The organism is Acidiphilium sp. C61, from assembly GCF_905116885.1.
Lineage (GTDB): Bacteria > Pseudomonadota > Alphaproteobacteria > Acetobacterales > Acetobacteraceae > Acidiphilium.
The window spans coordinates 1,134,621-1,149,757 of sequence record NZ_CAJHNI010000005.1 but is presented as its reverse complement, the minus strand read 5'-3'; the positions used below and the strand labels follow the sequence as shown (position 1 = coordinate 1,149,757).

At 63.9% G+C, this 15,137-nt stretch carries 14 protein-coding genes; 7 read left to right on the top strand and 7 right to left on the bottom strand.

The genetic code is table 11. The features are described from left to right. Window positions 1–5: 5 nt before the first annotated feature. Both HUW10_RS08210 and HUW10_RS08205 read right to left on the bottom strand, forming a co-directional pair. Window positions 6–854, bottom strand: a complete 849-nt coding sequence (locus HUW10_RS08210; protein ID WP_174503048.1) for an amidohydrolase — start codon at window positions 852–854, stop codon at window positions 6–8. Continuing rightward, complete coding sequence (locus tag HUW10_RS08205) at window positions 854–1,606, bottom strand: SDR family oxidoreductase (protein ID WP_174503047.1); 753 nt, start codon at window positions 1,604–1,606, stop codon at window positions 854–856. Before HUW10_RS08205 ends, HUW10_RS08210 begins: the two co-directional genes overlap by 1 nt. A gap of 286 nt (window positions 1,607–1,892) precedes the next feature. On the opposite strand from HUW10_RS08205, the gene HUW10_RS08200 reads away from it, so the two are divergent. The 3 genes from HUW10_RS08200 to HUW10_RS08190 are packed head-to-tail and all read left to right on the top strand — an operon-like array spanning window position 1,893 to window position 4,697. Next, on the top strand, window positions 1,893–2,672 hold the full coding sequence (locus HUW10_RS08200) for an ATP-binding cassette domain-containing protein (RefSeq protein WP_174503046.1): 780 nt from the start codon (window positions 1,893–1,895) through the stop codon (window positions 2,670–2,672). Further along, the gene (locus HUW10_RS08195; RefSeq protein ID WP_174503045.1) at window positions 2,669–3,688 is read left to right on the top strand and encodes a substrate-binding domain-containing protein; all 1,020 of its coding nucleotides are present in this window, start codon (window positions 2,669–2,671) and stop codon (window positions 3,686–3,688) included. Before HUW10_RS08200 ends, HUW10_RS08195 begins: the two co-directional genes overlap by 4 nt. Window positions 3,689–3,704: 16 nt before the next feature. Next, window positions 3,705–4,697: an ABC transporter permease gene (locus HUW10_RS08190; protein ID WP_174503044.1), complete on the top strand. Its 993-nt coding sequence runs from the start codon at window positions 3,705–3,707 to the stop codon at window positions 4,695–4,697. A gap of 51 nt (window positions 4,698–4,748) precedes the next feature. On the opposite strand, the gene katG is transcribed toward HUW10_RS08190, so the two are convergent. Beyond that, on the bottom strand, window positions 4,749–6,935 hold the full coding sequence (gene katG / locus HUW10_RS08185; protein ID WP_174503043.1) for a catalase/peroxidase HPI: 2,187 nt from the start codon (window positions 6,933–6,935) through the stop codon (window positions 4,749–4,751). 294 nt (window positions 6,936–7,229) lie between these two features. Here katG and pcaF point away from each other — a divergent pair, with 294 nt between their 5' ends. The 3 genes from pcaF to HUW10_RS08170 are packed head-to-tail and all read left to right on the top strand — an operon-like array spanning window position 7,230 to window position 9,782. After that, window positions 7,230–8,432, top strand: coding sequence for a 3-oxoadipyl-CoA thiolase (gene pcaF / locus HUW10_RS08180; RefSeq protein WP_174503042.1), 1,203 nt, complete (start codon window positions 7,230–7,232; stop codon window positions 8,430–8,432). Between the two features lie 4 nt (window positions 8,433–8,436). Beyond that, window positions 8,437–9,123, top strand: a complete 687-nt coding sequence (locus tag HUW10_RS08175; RefSeq protein WP_174503041.1) for a 3-oxoacid CoA-transferase subunit A — start codon at window positions 8,437–8,439, stop codon at window positions 9,121–9,123. Next, entirely contained in the window at window positions 9,123–9,782 is a 660-nt protein-coding gene (locus HUW10_RS08170; RefSeq protein WP_174504804.1) for a 3-oxoacid CoA-transferase subunit B, read from the top strand. Before HUW10_RS08175 ends, HUW10_RS08170 begins: the two co-directional genes overlap by 1 nt. A gap of 27 nt (window positions 9,783–9,809) precedes the next feature. Here the strand turns inward: HUW10_RS08170 and HUW10_RS08165 are convergent, their stop codons facing one another. The 4 genes from HUW10_RS08165 to HUW10_RS08150 form a co-directional block, all read right to left on the bottom strand. After that, window positions 9,810–10,388, bottom strand: coding sequence for a TadE/TadG family type IV pilus assembly protein (locus HUW10_RS08165; RefSeq protein WP_174503040.1), 579 nt, complete (start codon window positions 10,386–10,388; stop codon window positions 9,810–9,812). Beyond that, a complete protein-coding gene (locus HUW10_RS08160) occupies window positions 10,375–10,932 on the bottom strand; it encodes a TadE/TadG family type IV pilus assembly protein (protein WP_174503039.1) in 558 nt (185 codons plus the stop codon). Before HUW10_RS08160 ends, HUW10_RS08165 begins: the two co-directional genes overlap by 14 nt. Window positions 10,933–10,944: 12 nt before the next feature. Next, window positions 10,945–12,228 carry a pilus assembly protein TadG-related protein gene (locus HUW10_RS08155; protein WP_174503038.1) on the bottom strand — a complete coding sequence of 428 codons (1,284 nt, stop codon included), beginning with the start codon at window positions 12,226–12,228 and terminating at the stop codon, window positions 10,945–10,947. Window positions 12,229–12,441: 213 nt separating this feature from the next. Next, complete coding sequence (locus tag HUW10_RS08150; RefSeq protein ID WP_174503037.1) at window positions 12,442–14,364, bottom strand: methyl-accepting chemotaxis protein; 1,923 nt, start codon at window positions 14,362–14,364, stop codon at window positions 12,442–12,444. Window positions 14,365–14,575: 211 nt separating this feature from the next. Between HUW10_RS08150 and HUW10_RS08145 the strand changes: the two genes are divergently transcribed. Further along, on the top strand, window positions 14,576–15,136 hold the full coding sequence (locus tag HUW10_RS08145) for an HPF/RaiA family ribosome-associated protein (RefSeq protein ID WP_174503036.1): 561 nt from the start codon (window positions 14,576–14,578) through the stop codon (window positions 15,134–15,136). The last annotated feature ends 1 nt before the right edge of the window (window position 15,137 follow it).

Below are 15,137 nucleotides of genomic sequence, written 5' to 3'. Positions count from 1 at the left end.
GAGCATCATCCGATCTTTTCGGATCGGATGATGCTCTGGCCCCGATAGATCCGCGCGGCGTTGCCGCCGAACACCGCCTCCATCGCATCAGGTGCCATCATCCCGGTGAGGGCTTCCGCCGCGCCGCGCCAGGCGTCGTAGGAGGCGGCGAGGGTGAGCACCGGCCAGTCGCTGCCCCAGAGAATCCTGTCTGGCCCGAAGGCGTCGAACACGGTGCGGACATAGGGGGCGAGCGCGTCGAAACCGGCACCCGGCTCGGCCTCGGTGATCAGGCCGGAGAGCTTGCAGGCGATCGCGGTGTCGGCGGCGAGGCGGTGCAGCGCCTCCGCCCAGGCGGCGTGGCCGCGCGCGGCGATCGCCGGCTTGGCGCCGTGGTCGAGCACCATGGCGAGGCCGGGATGCCGGCGCGCGAGTTCGCCGCAGCGCGACAGGTGCGCCGGGCGGACCAGCAGGTCGAGCACCAGGCCGGCGCGTTCCATCGCGGCGAGGGCGGGTTCGATTTCCGGGCGCAGGATCCAGTCGGGATCCGCGATGTCCTGCAGCATCGGGCGCAGGCCGGCGAGGCACGGTTCGCCGGCGAGGGCGGCGATGCGGGCCGGCGCGTCGTCCGCCGCGAGATCGGTCCAGCCGACGACAGCGCGGACGAAGCCGCCGGCGCGGGCGGCGATGTCGAGCAGGAAGCGCGTCTCCGCCTCGGTGGGCGCGGCCTGTACGAGGATGACGGCGTCGATCCCCGTCGCGGTGCGGCGGGCCTCGTCGAGCGTGATCTCGCGGCAGATCGGCAGGTCCGGCGTCAGCCAGCCATAGTCGCCACGGGCGGGCGACCAGAGATGCAGGTGGGCATCGATGCGCATCAGGCGGTCAGCGCGCGGTCGAGATGGACATAGCCACCATCGACGACGTGATGCTGGCCGGTGACGTGCGAGGCGGCGGCGGAGAGCAGGAAGACGACGCTCGCCGCGATTTCCGCCGGCGTGGTCATGCGCGCACCGAGCGGGATGGTGCGGGTGATGGCGGCGCGGCGGGCCTCGGGGTCGGGCTGGGCGGATAGCCACTGGTCATACATCGGCGTGGCCACCTCGGCGGGCAGGACGGCGTTGACCCTGATGCCATCGGCCGCGAGTTCGGCGGCCCATTCGCGGGTGAGGCCGAGCAGGCCGCCCTTGGCCGCGGCATAGCCGCTGGTGCCGCCCTGGCCGGTGAGGGCGACCTTGGAGGCGATGTTCACCACCGCGCCGCGCGACTGGCGCAGATGCGGCAGGCAGAGATGCATCAGGGTGAAACATTGCACGAGATTGCGTTCGAGCGAGGCGCGGAAGGCGGCGAGGGCTGCATCGAGCGTGCCGCCAAGCCCGGCGCGGTCGTTCACGCCGGCATTGTTCACCAGGCCGTCGATCCGGCCGTGGCGCGTGGCGATGGCGGCAATGGCCTTGGCACAGGCGGCGGCATCGGTCAGATCGAGGCGGTGATGCTCGCAGGTGGCTGCGGCGCGGTCGAGCACTACGGGAACGGCGCCGGCACCAGCAAGCGTATCCACCACCGCGGCGCCAATCCCCGAGGCGCCGCCGGTGACGATGACGATCTTTCCCTTGAGCCCCAGCTCCATCGTTTTCTCCCTCTCTTGCGGATCTTGCGTGTTTTATTTTCGTATTCGCAATGAAAAACGTCTGATGTTTCGGCGAGGCTATCAACCGGGTCTTCACCGCGCAAGCCGGCTCACGATCCCGCAAAGGTGAGGGATGGGCGCGCGCTTGGCGCTTGTAAGCATTGCTGCATATCGATATTCTGCACCCAAATAGGCCGGTGCGGAATGAAGCGCCGGCAAAGGGAGGAAAAACGATGCGAGCGAACGACCCAGGAACGGGCGCGCCGGTCGGAACGGATGTCGCGGCATGAGCGCACCCGCCCTTGAGGTGCGTGGCGTCGACAAGCGGTTCGGCGCAGTCGAAGTCCTCCGCGACGTGTCGCTCGAAGTGGCCCCCGGCGAAGTCCTCGGCGTGGTCGGCGACAACGGGGCCGGCAAATCCACCCTGATGAAGGTGATTTCCGGCGTGCACCGGGCCGATTCCGGATCGATCCGGCTCTGCGGGGCGGAGATGTCGTTCCGCTCGCCGCGCGATGCGCGCAATGCGGGGATCGAGACGATCTACCAGGATCTCGCCCTCGCCGATCATCTCGATGTGGGTGCCAATATCTTCCTCGGCCGCGAGCCGATGCGACGCTTCATGGGCTTCGTGCCGATGCTCGACGAGCGGAAGATCCATGGCGAGATCGCCGCCCTGCTGGCGCGGATCGAAAGCCATATTCCCGACCCGATGACGCGGGTGCTCGACCTTTCCGGCGGGCAGCGGCAGGCGGTGGCGATCGCGCGCGCGCTTTACTGGCGGGCGAAGGTCGTCATCATGGACGAGCCGACGGCGGCCCTTGCCGTGATGGAAACCGAGAACGTGCTGAAGATGGCGCGGCAGCTCGCCGGCGAGGGCATCGGCGTGCTGTTCATCGGCCACAACCTCGTCGAGATCCTCAAGGTCTGCGACCGGGTGATGGTGATGTATCGCGGGCGCAAGGTGTTCGACGCGCGCTCGGCCGAGACGTCCCAGACCGAACTGATCCGCTACATGACCGGCTATGCGGATGCTGAAACCAACGAAGCCGAAAGGGAACATCCATGAACTTACGCAAGTCACTGCTCGGTGCCGCGGCGGTCGCGCTGCTCGGCGCCATCGGGGCTGCGCCGGCCATCGCGGCCGCGCCCACCGTTCATTCGCTGCCGGTGCCGGCCAATCCGGCGAAGCACTACCATTTCACGCTCATCACCAAATCCAACGCCTCGCCCTACTGGCTCGCGGTGCGTGAGGGTGCGGATGCGGCGGCGAAGAAATTCGGCGTTTCGGTCGCCTTCGAGGCGCCGGCCAGCGGCACCGACCTCGCCGGGCAGATCGGCATGGTCAATAACGCGGTGACCGGCGGCACTGACGGCATCATCCTCGCCGCGCAGAATCCGCAGGCGCTGCTCAAGCCGGTGAAGTCGGCAATCGCGCATCACATTCCGGTGGTGACGGTGGATTCCGGCCTGTCGCCCAATATTTCGGACTGCTTCCTCGCCACCTCGAATGTCGGGGCCGCGGCGGCGCTTGCGAAATACACGGCCGACCACCTGATGGGCGGCAAGGGGCAGTATGCGATCGTCGACTTCAACCATACAGCCTCGACTGGAATCGCCCGGCCGAAAGGGTTCATGCTTGGCATGAAATCCTATCCGCACATCAGGAAGATGGGGCCGATCCAGTATTCGAACAACGATGTCAGCGCCGGGTTGCGGATCGCGACCACGATGCTCACGCAGTATCCGCATCTCAAGGTGATCTTCGGCGCGAATGACCGTGCCGCGCTCGGCCCGGCCGAGGCGGTGCAGCGTGCGCATGCCAAGGTGAAGGTCGTCGGGTTCGATGCCGACCTTGGCGAGATCGCGCTGGTGAAGTCGGGGATCATCCAGGCCTCGATCCTGCAATCGCCCTACGACATGGGCTATTACGCTGTGGTCGCGCTGCTCGACAAGCTCGACGGCAAGACGCTGCCGAAGCGGATCAATACGCCGTATTTCCTGCTGACGCCGAAGAATCTCGGCTCCAGCCAGGCGACGGCGGCGATCCGCCAGTACGCGCCCAAATATAACCCCGCGGGCTGAGGGAGGCTGGCGGGCGATGGACCAGCAGGCACGAACAGCCGCGCTCGATATCGAGTCCATGCCGCGCGGGCGCATGCTGTGGCGCTTCGTCCGCCAGATCGCCTTCGCGCTGATCAGCATCGTCGTGCTCGTCGTCGTGTTCGGCGTGCTGAACCCCCGCTTCCTGAGCGGGGGGAACTGGTTCCACATCGCCCAGCAGGTCGCGGTGATCGCGATTCTGGCGACGGGGCAGACCTTCATCATCGCGACCGCCGGGATCGACATTTCGCAGGGCTCGGTGGTCGCGCTGTCGTCGATGATCTGCGCCATCGCGATCGTCGATGCGCATATGCCACCAGCGATCGCGATCGTGCTGACACTCGCGCTGGGCGCGGTGATCGGCGCGATCATCGGGCTCTCGGTGGTCGCGCTCGGCGTGCCGCCCTTCATCGCCACACTGGGCATGCTCGCCGTGGCGCTCGGGGCGGCGCTGCTGACCACCAACGGCACGCCGGTGTTCGGCCTGCCGAACGGGTTCCAGGAGATTTCGCAAGGCACCGTGCTGGGCTTTCCCAACATGGCGTGGATCGCGGTGCTGCTCGCGCTGTTCTCGGCCTATCTGCTGAACAAGACACGGTTCGGCCGCTATACGCTCGCGATCGGCAGCAATGCCGAGGCGGCGCGGCGGGTCGGCATCAACGTGCCGCGGCATCTGCTGCTGGTCTATGTGTTCGGCGGGATCGTGTCCTCGCTCGCCGGTGTGATCTATCTCGCCTACACGGCGGCGGCGCAGCCGACTTCGGGGGGGAATTACGAACTCTATGCGATTGCCGCGGTGGTGATCGGCGGCGGATCGCTGTTCGGCGGGGTCGGGACGATCCTCGGCAGCATCCTCGGCGCACTGCTGATGACGATCCTGAAGAACGGCACGCAGCTGGCGGGCATTTCGCCCTATGTCGAGCAGGTGATTCTCGGGATCGTGGTGGTCGGCGCCGTCTATGTCGACAATCTGCGGCGGCGACTGCGCTGAGCTGAAAGCCGCCGGCCGGATGCGGGGCATCCGGCCGGTCGGGGCAGGCGATCAGGCGAGGTCGAAGCGGTCGAGCTCCATGACCTTGGTCCAGGCGGCGACGAAATCCTGCACGAAGGCGGCCTCGCCGTCCTGCGTGCCGTAAACTTCGGCGAGCGCGCGGAGCTGGGAGTTCGAGCCGAACACGAGATCCACCCGCGTTGCCGTCCACTTCACCGCGCCGCTCTTGCGGTCGCGCAGCTCGTAGACGCCTTGCTCGGCGGTGGGGTGCCAGCTCATGCCCATGTCGAGCAGGTTGACGAAGAAGTCGTTCGTCAACGCGCCGGGGCGGGTGGTGAAGACGCCATGCTTCGCCCCGCCGACATTGGCGCCGAGGGCGCGCATGCCGCCGATCAGCGCCGTCATCTCGGGCGCCGTCAGCGTCATCAGCTGAGCGCGATCGATCAGCTGTTCCTCCGGCGCGCGCGGGTCGCCCTTGCCGAGGTAGTTGCGGAACCCGTCGGCCTTCGGCTCCAGCACCGCAAAGGAGGCGGTGTCGGTCTGTGCCTCGGTCGCGTCGGTGCGGCCGGGGGTGAAGGGCACGGTGACGTCATGGCCTGCCGCTTTCGCCGCCGCTTCGACAGCGGCACAGCCGCCGAGCACGATCAGGTCGGCCAGCGAGACCTTCTTGCCGCCGGTTGCTGCCGCGTTGAACTCGGCCTGCACCTTTTCGAGTGCGGCGAGCACCTTGGCGAGTTCAGCCGGTTCATTCGCCGCCCAGTCCTTCTGCGGGGCAAGGCGGATGCGCGCACCGTTGGCGCCGCCGCGCTTGTCCGAGCCGCGGAAGGTCGCCGCCGAGGCCCAGGCGGTCAGCGCGAGGCGGGTCGGCGCGATGCCGGTGGCGAGAATCTTTGCCTTCAGCGCCGCGATGTCCGCCGCGTCGATCAGCTTGTGGTCCACCGCCGGGACGGGATCCTGCCAGATCAGCGTCTCGGACGGGACGAGCTTGCCGAGATAGCGCGAGACCGGGCCCATGTCGCGATGGGTGAGCTTGAACCAGGCGCGGGCGAAGGCATCGGCGAACTCGTCCGGATTCTGGTGGAATCGGCGCGAGATCTTCTCATAGGCCGGGTCCATGCGCATCGACAGGTCGGTGGTCAGCATGGTCGGGCGATGCTTCTTGGCTGCGTCGAACGCATCGGGGATCACGTCACCCGCGTCCTTCGCAACCCACTGCCAGGCACCAGCGGGGCTCTTGGTCAGTTCCCATTCGTAGTTGAACAAATTGTCGAAATAATAGTTGCTCCACTGCGTGGGCGTCTGCGTCCAGGTGACTTCCGGCCCGCCGGTGATGGCATCGCCGCCTTTGCCCGAGCCGAAGTTGCTGATCCAGCCGAGACCCTGCTGCTCGATCGGTGCTGCTTCCGGCTCTGGCCCGACCAGGGCAGCGTCGCCGGCGCCATGGCATTTGCCGAAGGTGTGGCCGCCGGCGATCAGGGCGACGGTTTCCTCGTCGTTCATCGCCATGCGGGCGAAGGTCTCGCGAATGTCGTGCGCTGCCGCCACCGGGTCGGGCTTGCCGTTCGGGCCTTCGGGGTTGACGTAGATCAGACCCATCTGCACGGCGGCGAGCGGGTTTTCGAGGTCGCGATCGCCGCTGTAGCGTTCATCGCCGAGCCAGGTCTTCTCAGGCCCCCAGTAAACGTCTTCTTCAGGCTCCCAGGTATCGGCGCGGCCGCCGCCAAAGCCAAAGGTCTTGAAGCCCATAGCTTCGAGCGCAACGTTGCCGGCGAGAACCATCAGGTCGGCCCAGGAGATCTTGCGGCCGTATTTCTGCTTGATCGGCCAGAGAAGGCGCCGGGCCTTGTCGAGATTCGTGTTGTCGGGCCAGCTGTTGAGCGGGGCGAAGCGCTGCTGGCCAGTGCCGGCACCGCCGCGGCCATCGCCGATACGGTAGGTGCCCGCGGCGTGCCAGGCCATGCGCACGAAAAGGGGGCCGTAATGGCCGAAGTCGGCCGGCCACCATTCCTGCGAGTCCGTCATCAGCGCCTTGAGGTCGTGGGTCAGCGCATCCAGGTCGAGGCTCTTGAATTCGGTGGCATATTCGAACGCCGGGGTCATCGGGTTCGAGAGCGCGGAATGCTGGTGCAGGATCTTGAGGTTGATCTGGTTCGGCCACCAGCCGGCGTTCGAGTGGTTACCCGCCTGAGTATGCTGGCGGACGTCGCCGGTGAAGGGACATTTCGCTTCTGCTGACAAGGGATCCTCCTTGGAATGTTGGACTGCCGCGACATCGGCCTAGCGACAAGAAATCGATCGGTCCAATCCATTTTATGGAATAAGAGAATAGGTTTTGCCTATTGAAACGCGCCGGTAACACTGGGATGTCTGGCCGGATGTCGAATTGGTGCGTCGCAGCACATGAAATCGCTTGCGAGACCGCCGTGGAGCGCGATACGAAATGTGCGATGACGTTTCGTATGTGCGACTGACGCACAATTTGCAGAGACCCTACGGCGCCTGCACCATGTTCTGAAGGGAGAGATCGTGTCCATGACCGAGGCCTTTATTTGCGAATATGTCCGCACACCGTTTGGCCGGTATGGCGGCGCGCTTTCTGCGGTGCGGGCGGACGATCTTGCGGCGGTGGCGATCCGTGGCGTGGTTGCACGGGCGGCGGGGCTGGATCCGGCGGCGATCGACGAGGTGCTGTTCGGCTGCGCCAACCAGGCCGGCGAGGATAACCGCAATGTGGCGCGCATGGCCCTCCTGCTCGCCGGGTTGCCCGAGAGCGTGCCGGGGGCCACGGTCAACCGGCTCTGCGGCTCCGGGCTGGACGCGGTGGGCAGTGCGGCGCGGGCAATCCGGCTTGGCGAGGCTTCCATCGCCATCGCCGGCGGGGTCGAGAACATGAGCCGGGCCCCCTTCGTGATGCCAAAGGCAACCGCGGCGTTCGACCGTTCGAACGCGGTCTATGACACAACGATTGGCTGGCGTTTCGTCAATCCGCAGATGAAGGCGCAATTTGGCGCCGAATCGATGCCGGAGACCGGCGAGAACGTTGCGGCGGATTTCAATGTCTCGCGTGAGGACCAGGATCGGTTCGCCCTTGCCAGCCAGCAGAAATGCAAGGCGGCCGCCGAGGCCGGCTTCTTCGCCGGCGAGATCACCCCGGTGATCATCAAGGGCCGCAAGGGTGATACGGTGATCGACACCGACGAGCATCCGCGTCCGGAAACGACGCTGGAAGGACTGGCAAAGCTGAAGACGCCGTTCCGCGACCCTGGCACGGTGACGGCGGGTAACGCCTCCGGTGTGAATGACGGGGCGGCGGCGCTCATCCTCGCGTCGGAAGAATCGGCGAAGGCGCATGGGTTGGTGCCGCGCGGGCGGGTGATCGGCATGGCGACGGCGGGCGTGCCACCGCGCATCATGGGGATGGGGCCTGCCCCTGCGGTCAAGAAACTGCTGGCGCGCACTGGTGTGGCGCTGGAAGAGATCGACGTGATCGAGCTGAATGAGGCTTTCGCCTCGCAAGCGCTGGCAGTGACCCGCGACCTCGGGCTGGCGGATGACGATCCCCGCGTTAACCCGCATGGTGGCGCGATCGCGCTCGGTCATCCGCTTGGCGCCTCCGGGGCGCGGCTGGCGGGCACCGCGCTGCGGGCGCTGGAGGCGCGCGGCGGGCGGCGGGCGATCGCGACGATGTGCGTCGGCGTGGGCCAGGGCATTGCGGTTCTGATCGAGCGGGTGTGAGACGATGATCGACAAGTTTGTGCCCTCGATCGAGGCGGCGCTGGAGGGGATTGGCGATGGTGCCGCGATCATGGTGGGCGGGTTCGGCGCAGTGGGGCAGCCGAATGAGCTGATCGACGCGCTGGCGGCGCGCAACCTGCGGGGGCTTACGCTGATTGCCAACAATGCAGGTGGGGATTTCGGCGGAATGCCCAAGCTCATCGAGCGTGGAGGCATTGCCAAGGTGATCTGCTCCTATCCCCGGGCAAGCCGGCGGACGGCATTCGACGAACTCTATGAGGCTGGGAAGATCGAACTGGAGCTGGTTCCGCAAGGCACACTTGCAGAACGTATCCGTGCTGCAAATGCAGGGATCCCGGCTTTCTTCACGCCGACCTCGGCGGGCACCGAACTGGCAGCCGGCAAGGAAACCAAGCGGATCAACGGGCGGGATTGTGTGCTGGAATACGCGATCGAGGCCGATTTCGCGCTGATCGAAGCCTGGGCCGCGGACCGTTGGGGGAATCTGACATTCAGACGGGCTGGCCGGAACTTCAACCAGATCATGGCGGGGGCGGCCAAGGTAACGGTGGCGAGCGTACATCGGCGAGTTGAACTGGGCGCTCTCGATCCGGACCGGATCGTCACGCCGGGAATTTTCGTCGATCGCGTGGTGATGGTGTCGGAGCCGATGGAAGGTGAGGCGGCGTGATGGGGGATACGATGATGCGGCAGGGCTGGTCGCGTGCCGAGATGGCGGCACGTGTTGCAACGGACATTCCCGAGGGCTGGGTGGTCAATCTCGGCATCGGGTTGCCGACTCAGGTGGCAAACCATGTCCCCGTGGATCGGGAGGTGATCTTTCACTCCGAGAATGGGATTCTGGGAATGGGGCCTGCTCCGGGCGAGGGGGAGGAGGATCCGTTCCTGATCAACGCGGGCAAGCAGCCGGTCACGTTGCGACCGGGAGCCTCGATTGTCGGCCAGGCGGACAGTTTCGCGATCATTCGCGGGCGGCATCTCGATCTGTGCGTGCTCGGCGGCTACCAGGTGGCGGCGAATGGCGACCTCGCCAACTGGTCGGTCGGGCGCAAGGGGGTTGCGCCGGCAGTTGGCGGGGCGATGGATCTTGGCGCTGGTGCGGCGAGGGTCTGGGTGTTGATGGAGCACTGCACCAGAGAGGGCGAGCCAAGGCTGGTCGAGCGTTGCACCTATCCGCTGACCGCGCTGGGTTCGATCACCCGCGTCTATACCGATCTCGCGGTCATCGACATCACCCCGGAGGGGTTCGTGCTGCGGGATCTGGCGCCGGGTGTCACCGCCGATCAGGTGCGTGAACGCACGGGTGCGCCACTTGCCGTGAAGGCGTGAAGGGCGGTTCCTTCTGCATGAGGGTCTTCACGGTGTGAGAATGATGCTGCTGGAGTTTCGCGGCAGCATGTAGACCGTGGATGACATGTCGAAGGGGCCGAGCTTGAGGAAGTCAAGCGCCGGGGCAAACGGATATTCGATCTGGCCGAGCAATACCGACGTGTTCGGCTGGTCGAGCGAGGTTGGAATGTTGATGGTCTGGCCGACAGTCAGCGCGGAGGCGTTGTAGCCTTGGCTCCACGCCACCGTGGCGTTGCCGTTGCCATCGATCGCGATGCTCGAGATCACGATTTCGATCGGCGTCACCGGATAGGGCGCAAGGATGTTCGTCCCAGCCGCGAAAATGTCCTGCAGTTGCGAGCCTGCGCTGATGCTCGTGTATTGCGACACGATGTTCATGATCGTGGAGTTGGTCTGCCCGACAAGCTGGTAGACGATCACGGCCTGTTCGATTTCCGTCGTCGCGAAGAAGAACAGCAGAAGCACCGGCAGGATGAGCGCGAATTCCACCGCTGCCCCGCCCTTGCGGCTGCGGCACAGACTCGCGAGGCACCGGAACAGACGCCGCGGTATCGGCTCGCCGCTATGCCGGTCAGTAAGGCTCATTGCGGAACACTGCCGTTGCCTCAAGCAGCCGCTGGCTGCCATTTACTGTCGCGAAGCTGAAATTCAGCGGCCCGGCAAAGACCGGTAGCTGATAGAAAACCTGTACCAGCACGATGTCTCCGGGTCCGCCCAGGCTGTAGAGCAGGGTTGATGTATTGAAGTTGCCGTTGACGACCGGATTGACCTGCGTGATGGCGCTGAAGGAAGGGAAGGTCTGAACATTGACGTTGAGACTGGCGCAGGTGAGCAATGGGCTGCCCTCGGCGCAGACATCCTGAAGGAATTGCTGTGCAGTCATTCCTGATGTCTGGGCCTGACCGGTCATGATCAGGCGGGCAGTCTGTTGTGTCGCGTTTTGCAGTACTTCTTGTGAAAAAAAAATCAATCCTGACTGGATGATGGCAAAGATCAATGCGAAATATGGTATTGCGACAAGCGCGAATTCTACGGCGGCCGCGCCTCGTGTATCGCTGGCAAAACCTTTCATTGATAGCGAGCGTTGGCGCTGCTTGATCCGCCGATGATGTTTGAGGTTCCGGAGCATGGCTATGCGCCGTTACTTCGAAAGATAAGACGATTGTACGGCGCTATTGAACAGTGCCGACATTGCGGCTGAAATATCGCCGCCGGTCTGCACTTCGAAATAAAGTCCAGGCGAAGCGCATTGCTGCAGCGTCGGGGATATATTGCTTTGAAAAGGAGCAATATAAGTATTGTACCATGAATTTGTCGGGAGTGGGAGATATTCTGTATAAAGCACAGCGATACGGATGCCGCGACTTTTAATATTTGAACACAAAGTTGCATTTAGAACTGATTGTTGGCGGCCGCCATTTACGTTCTCGTCTTCGACCCCGTCCGTCACAAAGAACAATACCTCCTGAGGTGTATCGCCATACGTTCTGGTGCCGTTCCCCGGATTAGGCATGATTGCGTTGATCCCGTTCAGGGCGGTGTCGTAGTCGGTATCCTCATCGTCATTATTGTAGCTCGACGTGAGCCAGTTGTTCGAATACACCTCAAGCTGCTGTATGTTCGATGCTTCGGTCTGTGCCTGCGTCAGGTCAGAGGTTAACGGTTCGATGGAGTTCAACCCGACGTCGAACGTGTAAATTGCCATCCGGTAGGTGCTGCCATTCTGATTTTCGGTATTTTGCGCCGTTGTCATCAGATCTTGTGTTGCCTGGCGCAGCGTATCGATCCGCAGGGTCACGCCGAGGCTGCGGGCGAGCGCGTAATTATCCTCCTGAAGACCGTCATTCCAGGGGGCCTGCTCGTGGCAGCCGAAGGCGCAGCCGCCCTGCGAGGACGTTTTGGCGACCATCGTATCGATGCCGGCCTGCGTCGCGGCGATAGCCATTGAAGGTGAATCGTCAAGCAGAAGGTAAAAGTCGATATTCGGTGCGAGAGTGGTCGTCGCGGTAGCCTGGCCGCCGATCTCAATTCCACTTGAGCCCATGATGCCCGGCAGAATCGAGTTCGATTTTGCCTGGTACTGCACCGTCGCAGTCTGCAGGTTGCCGTTGGCACTGATGCTTACAGTCACGCCACTGGCATTGTAGTCGATTCCGCTGAGCGAAAGAGCCTGTGCGTTGAAGACGTTTTCAGCCTTCGTGATGGCCGCTGTCTGACCCGCTGCGACCATGGCGGGCGTCACAGCAGCGAGGGCGGCGGCATCGGCATAGGTTTCCAGTTGCGCCTTGCGGTCGACCGCAAGACCATAATCGACACCGACACCCAGAACGAATACCAGAGTCAGCGATACCAGTGCAGTGATGATCGCGATGTTGCCGCGGCGATCATTCCGCAGGATCCTTACGATGTTCCGACGTGCCGACATGCATGCGAACCCGTGTTATCTCAAAATCGCTTACTGAAGCTGAGCGCTCAAGGTAAGAATAGCTCTGTAGAGGGGGCCGGACGTTTATGAAAATATCCGGCCACTACCTCTGCACCCAAGCATTTCTGAATCATCTCAAATACAACGCATTAATTTGAAAAGGTGAAAAAATGATTAATTCAGGATGCTGCTATCTTGGATTGATCGATCAGATCAGAAATCTTCCCAGCTCTCCGCGGCGGCCTCCATCTCTGGTGCCTGCCGGGTTACGGCAACAGGCTTGGTGGTATGGCGCGCGGACGGACGACGGGTTGTCGCCTGGGAGTTCGGCCGTGCCGGTGTTGGCGAGGCGATGTTGCCGAAATCGAAACGCTGGATCAGGGTTGCGAGCTGTTCGACCTCCTGTGCGAGGCTATGGCTCGCGGCAGTCGACTGCTGCACCATCGCGGCATTTTGCTGCGTCGCCCGATCCATCTGGCTGACTGCATCGTTGACCTGGATAAGCCGCGCCGAGTTGCCCTGCGCGCCTGCTGCGATTACGCTGACCACTTGGTTGATTTCAGTGACCTGGGCAACGATCCGCTCAAGGGCCTTGCCTGTTTCCGCCACTTGTTCGACGCCTGAGGTAACCTGCTGGTTGGAGGTCGAGATCAGTGTCCTGATCTCCTTCGCAGCGTCTGCCGAGCGCTGGGCAAGAGCCCGCACTTCCGATGCGACCACGGCAAAGCCCCGTCCGGCTTCACCGGCGCGAGCCGCCTCGACGCCGGCGTTCAGCGCAAGCAGATTGGTCTGGAAGGCAATTTCATTGATGACACCGATGATGTTGCCAATCTGGTCGGCGGAGGCCTCGATCTCGCCCATCGCCGCCACGGCGCGAGCGACGACCGCGCCACCGCTTTCGGCATCTTTCATCGCCGTGCTCACCGCCTCGCGGGCATGTGCCGCATTGTCGGCTGTACCGCTGACGGTTTCCGTGATTTCCGCCAGCGTAGCCGCAGCCTCCTCGATGGTGGCGGCCTGCTGCTCGGTGCGCCGGGCGAGATCGTCGGCCGCGGTAGCGATTTCTCCGGTGCCGGAACGGATTGCCGAGGCATTGGCGGCAATGACCTGGAGCAGTTCCTGCAAATGGTCCATCGCGGCGTTGAAGTCCGTACGCAGGCGTTCGTAGCCATTTGCGAAGGCGGTCGTCAGACGGAAGCTGATCCGCCCGGCGGCGAGATTTTCGAGGCCGGTGGCAAGCGAGTCGACGACGAGTGCAAGGTCTCGCGCCGCCTGATCGCGTTCCGCCGCGGCGCGGGCGGCCTCCGCTTCGCGCGCCTCGCGTGCCTCGCGGGCCTCGGCTTCGAGCTGCCCCTTCTCGATACCCGCGGCCTTGAAGACCTCCACGGCGCGCGCCATCCCGCCAATCTCGTCGTTACGCTCGACATAGGGAACAGGTGTCGTGGTGTCGCCCTTCGAGAGCCGGGTCATCGCCCCCGTCATTGCGCGGAGGATGGCCGCGATATTCCGCTGAATGAAATACATCGCCAGGAGAAAGAACAGAAACACCGGAACGAAGATTTCCGCGATACGGGTAATATTCTCCCACAATGCGGCGTGGATCTCGCTGACATAAACGCCGGTGCCGATCACCCAGTCCCACCCCGGGACTTTTGCCATGTACGAAATCTTTTCCAAAGGCTTTTTGCCGTTGGCTTTCGAGATGTAATATTCGTTGAACACCGGGTGACCAGCCAGCGCGCCCTCAAGCATCGGGCGGATGATGTAATGGCCGTAGGCGTCCTTGCTGTCGAGACGGTTCTTGCCGAGCATCGACTTCTTGGCGTGCTGGATGATCGTGCCGTCCTTGTCGTCCACGAAGTAGTAGTTTCCGTGATCGAAGCGCGTGGCGCCGATGATTTCCAGCGCGATGGCCTGGGCGCGATCTTTCGGCATGGCGCCGTATTTCACGAGGCGGGCAAACGACGACGCGATCGCGACGGCGTTGTTCACCAGCGTGCGCACTTCTGCCTTGCGATCAGCAAGCTCGAGGCGATAGGCCCCGAGCAGGCTGATGGCCAGGGCGGCCGCCGCCATCGTGATGCCGAACAGGCCGATCGTTGCGAATTGATGTCGGATCGAGAGTTTCTGCAGCACGGAAAATCCTCATTTTCAAAAGCAGGTGCAGCAAACCAGAAAATGCTTAATGAAAGATTGGGCTGCCGGGCCGCTCTGCGTTACCGGCACCGGTCGATGCGACAGCCCGGACGCTGCGGGTCTTGATCCTGGTCAAGGCGCCAGCGCCCCACGCGCCTAGGCTCTGGTCCCGGACCATCAGGGTCTGGAATACCAGACAGGGATTGTCGCCATGACCGTGAAGCTGCAGATTACCTTCAAGGACATCGACCGTTCTCCCGCGCTTGAGGCGCGCATCCGCGAGAAGGCGGAGGTGCTGGGGCGGTTCGAGGGACGGATCCTGCGCTGCCATGTCATCATCGAGGCGCCGCACCGGCATCACCACAAGGGCAAGCTCTACCGTGCGCGGATCGAGATCGCGGTGCCGCGGGGCGATATCGTGATCAACCGGGAAAGTCCCGAGAACCACGCGCACGAGGATCCGTATGTCGCGGTTCGCGACGCGTTCGATGCCGCGGTGCGCAAGCTGGAAGACCATGCGCGGCGGCTCGACAATGCGGTGAAGCACCACGCGGAGGCGCTGGCGCATGGTCAGGTGGTCCGGTTCGTCGCCGATGCCGAATACGGGTTCATTGCCACCGATGACGGGCGAGAGGTGTATTTTCACCGCAACAGTGTGGCCGGAAACGGGTTCGGGCGGCTGCGCGTGGGTGATGCCGTGCGCTTTGCGGCGGCCGAGGGGCGGGACGGGCCGCAGGCGAGCCTCGTGCGTCCCGCAGCGCGGGGCGGCTGAC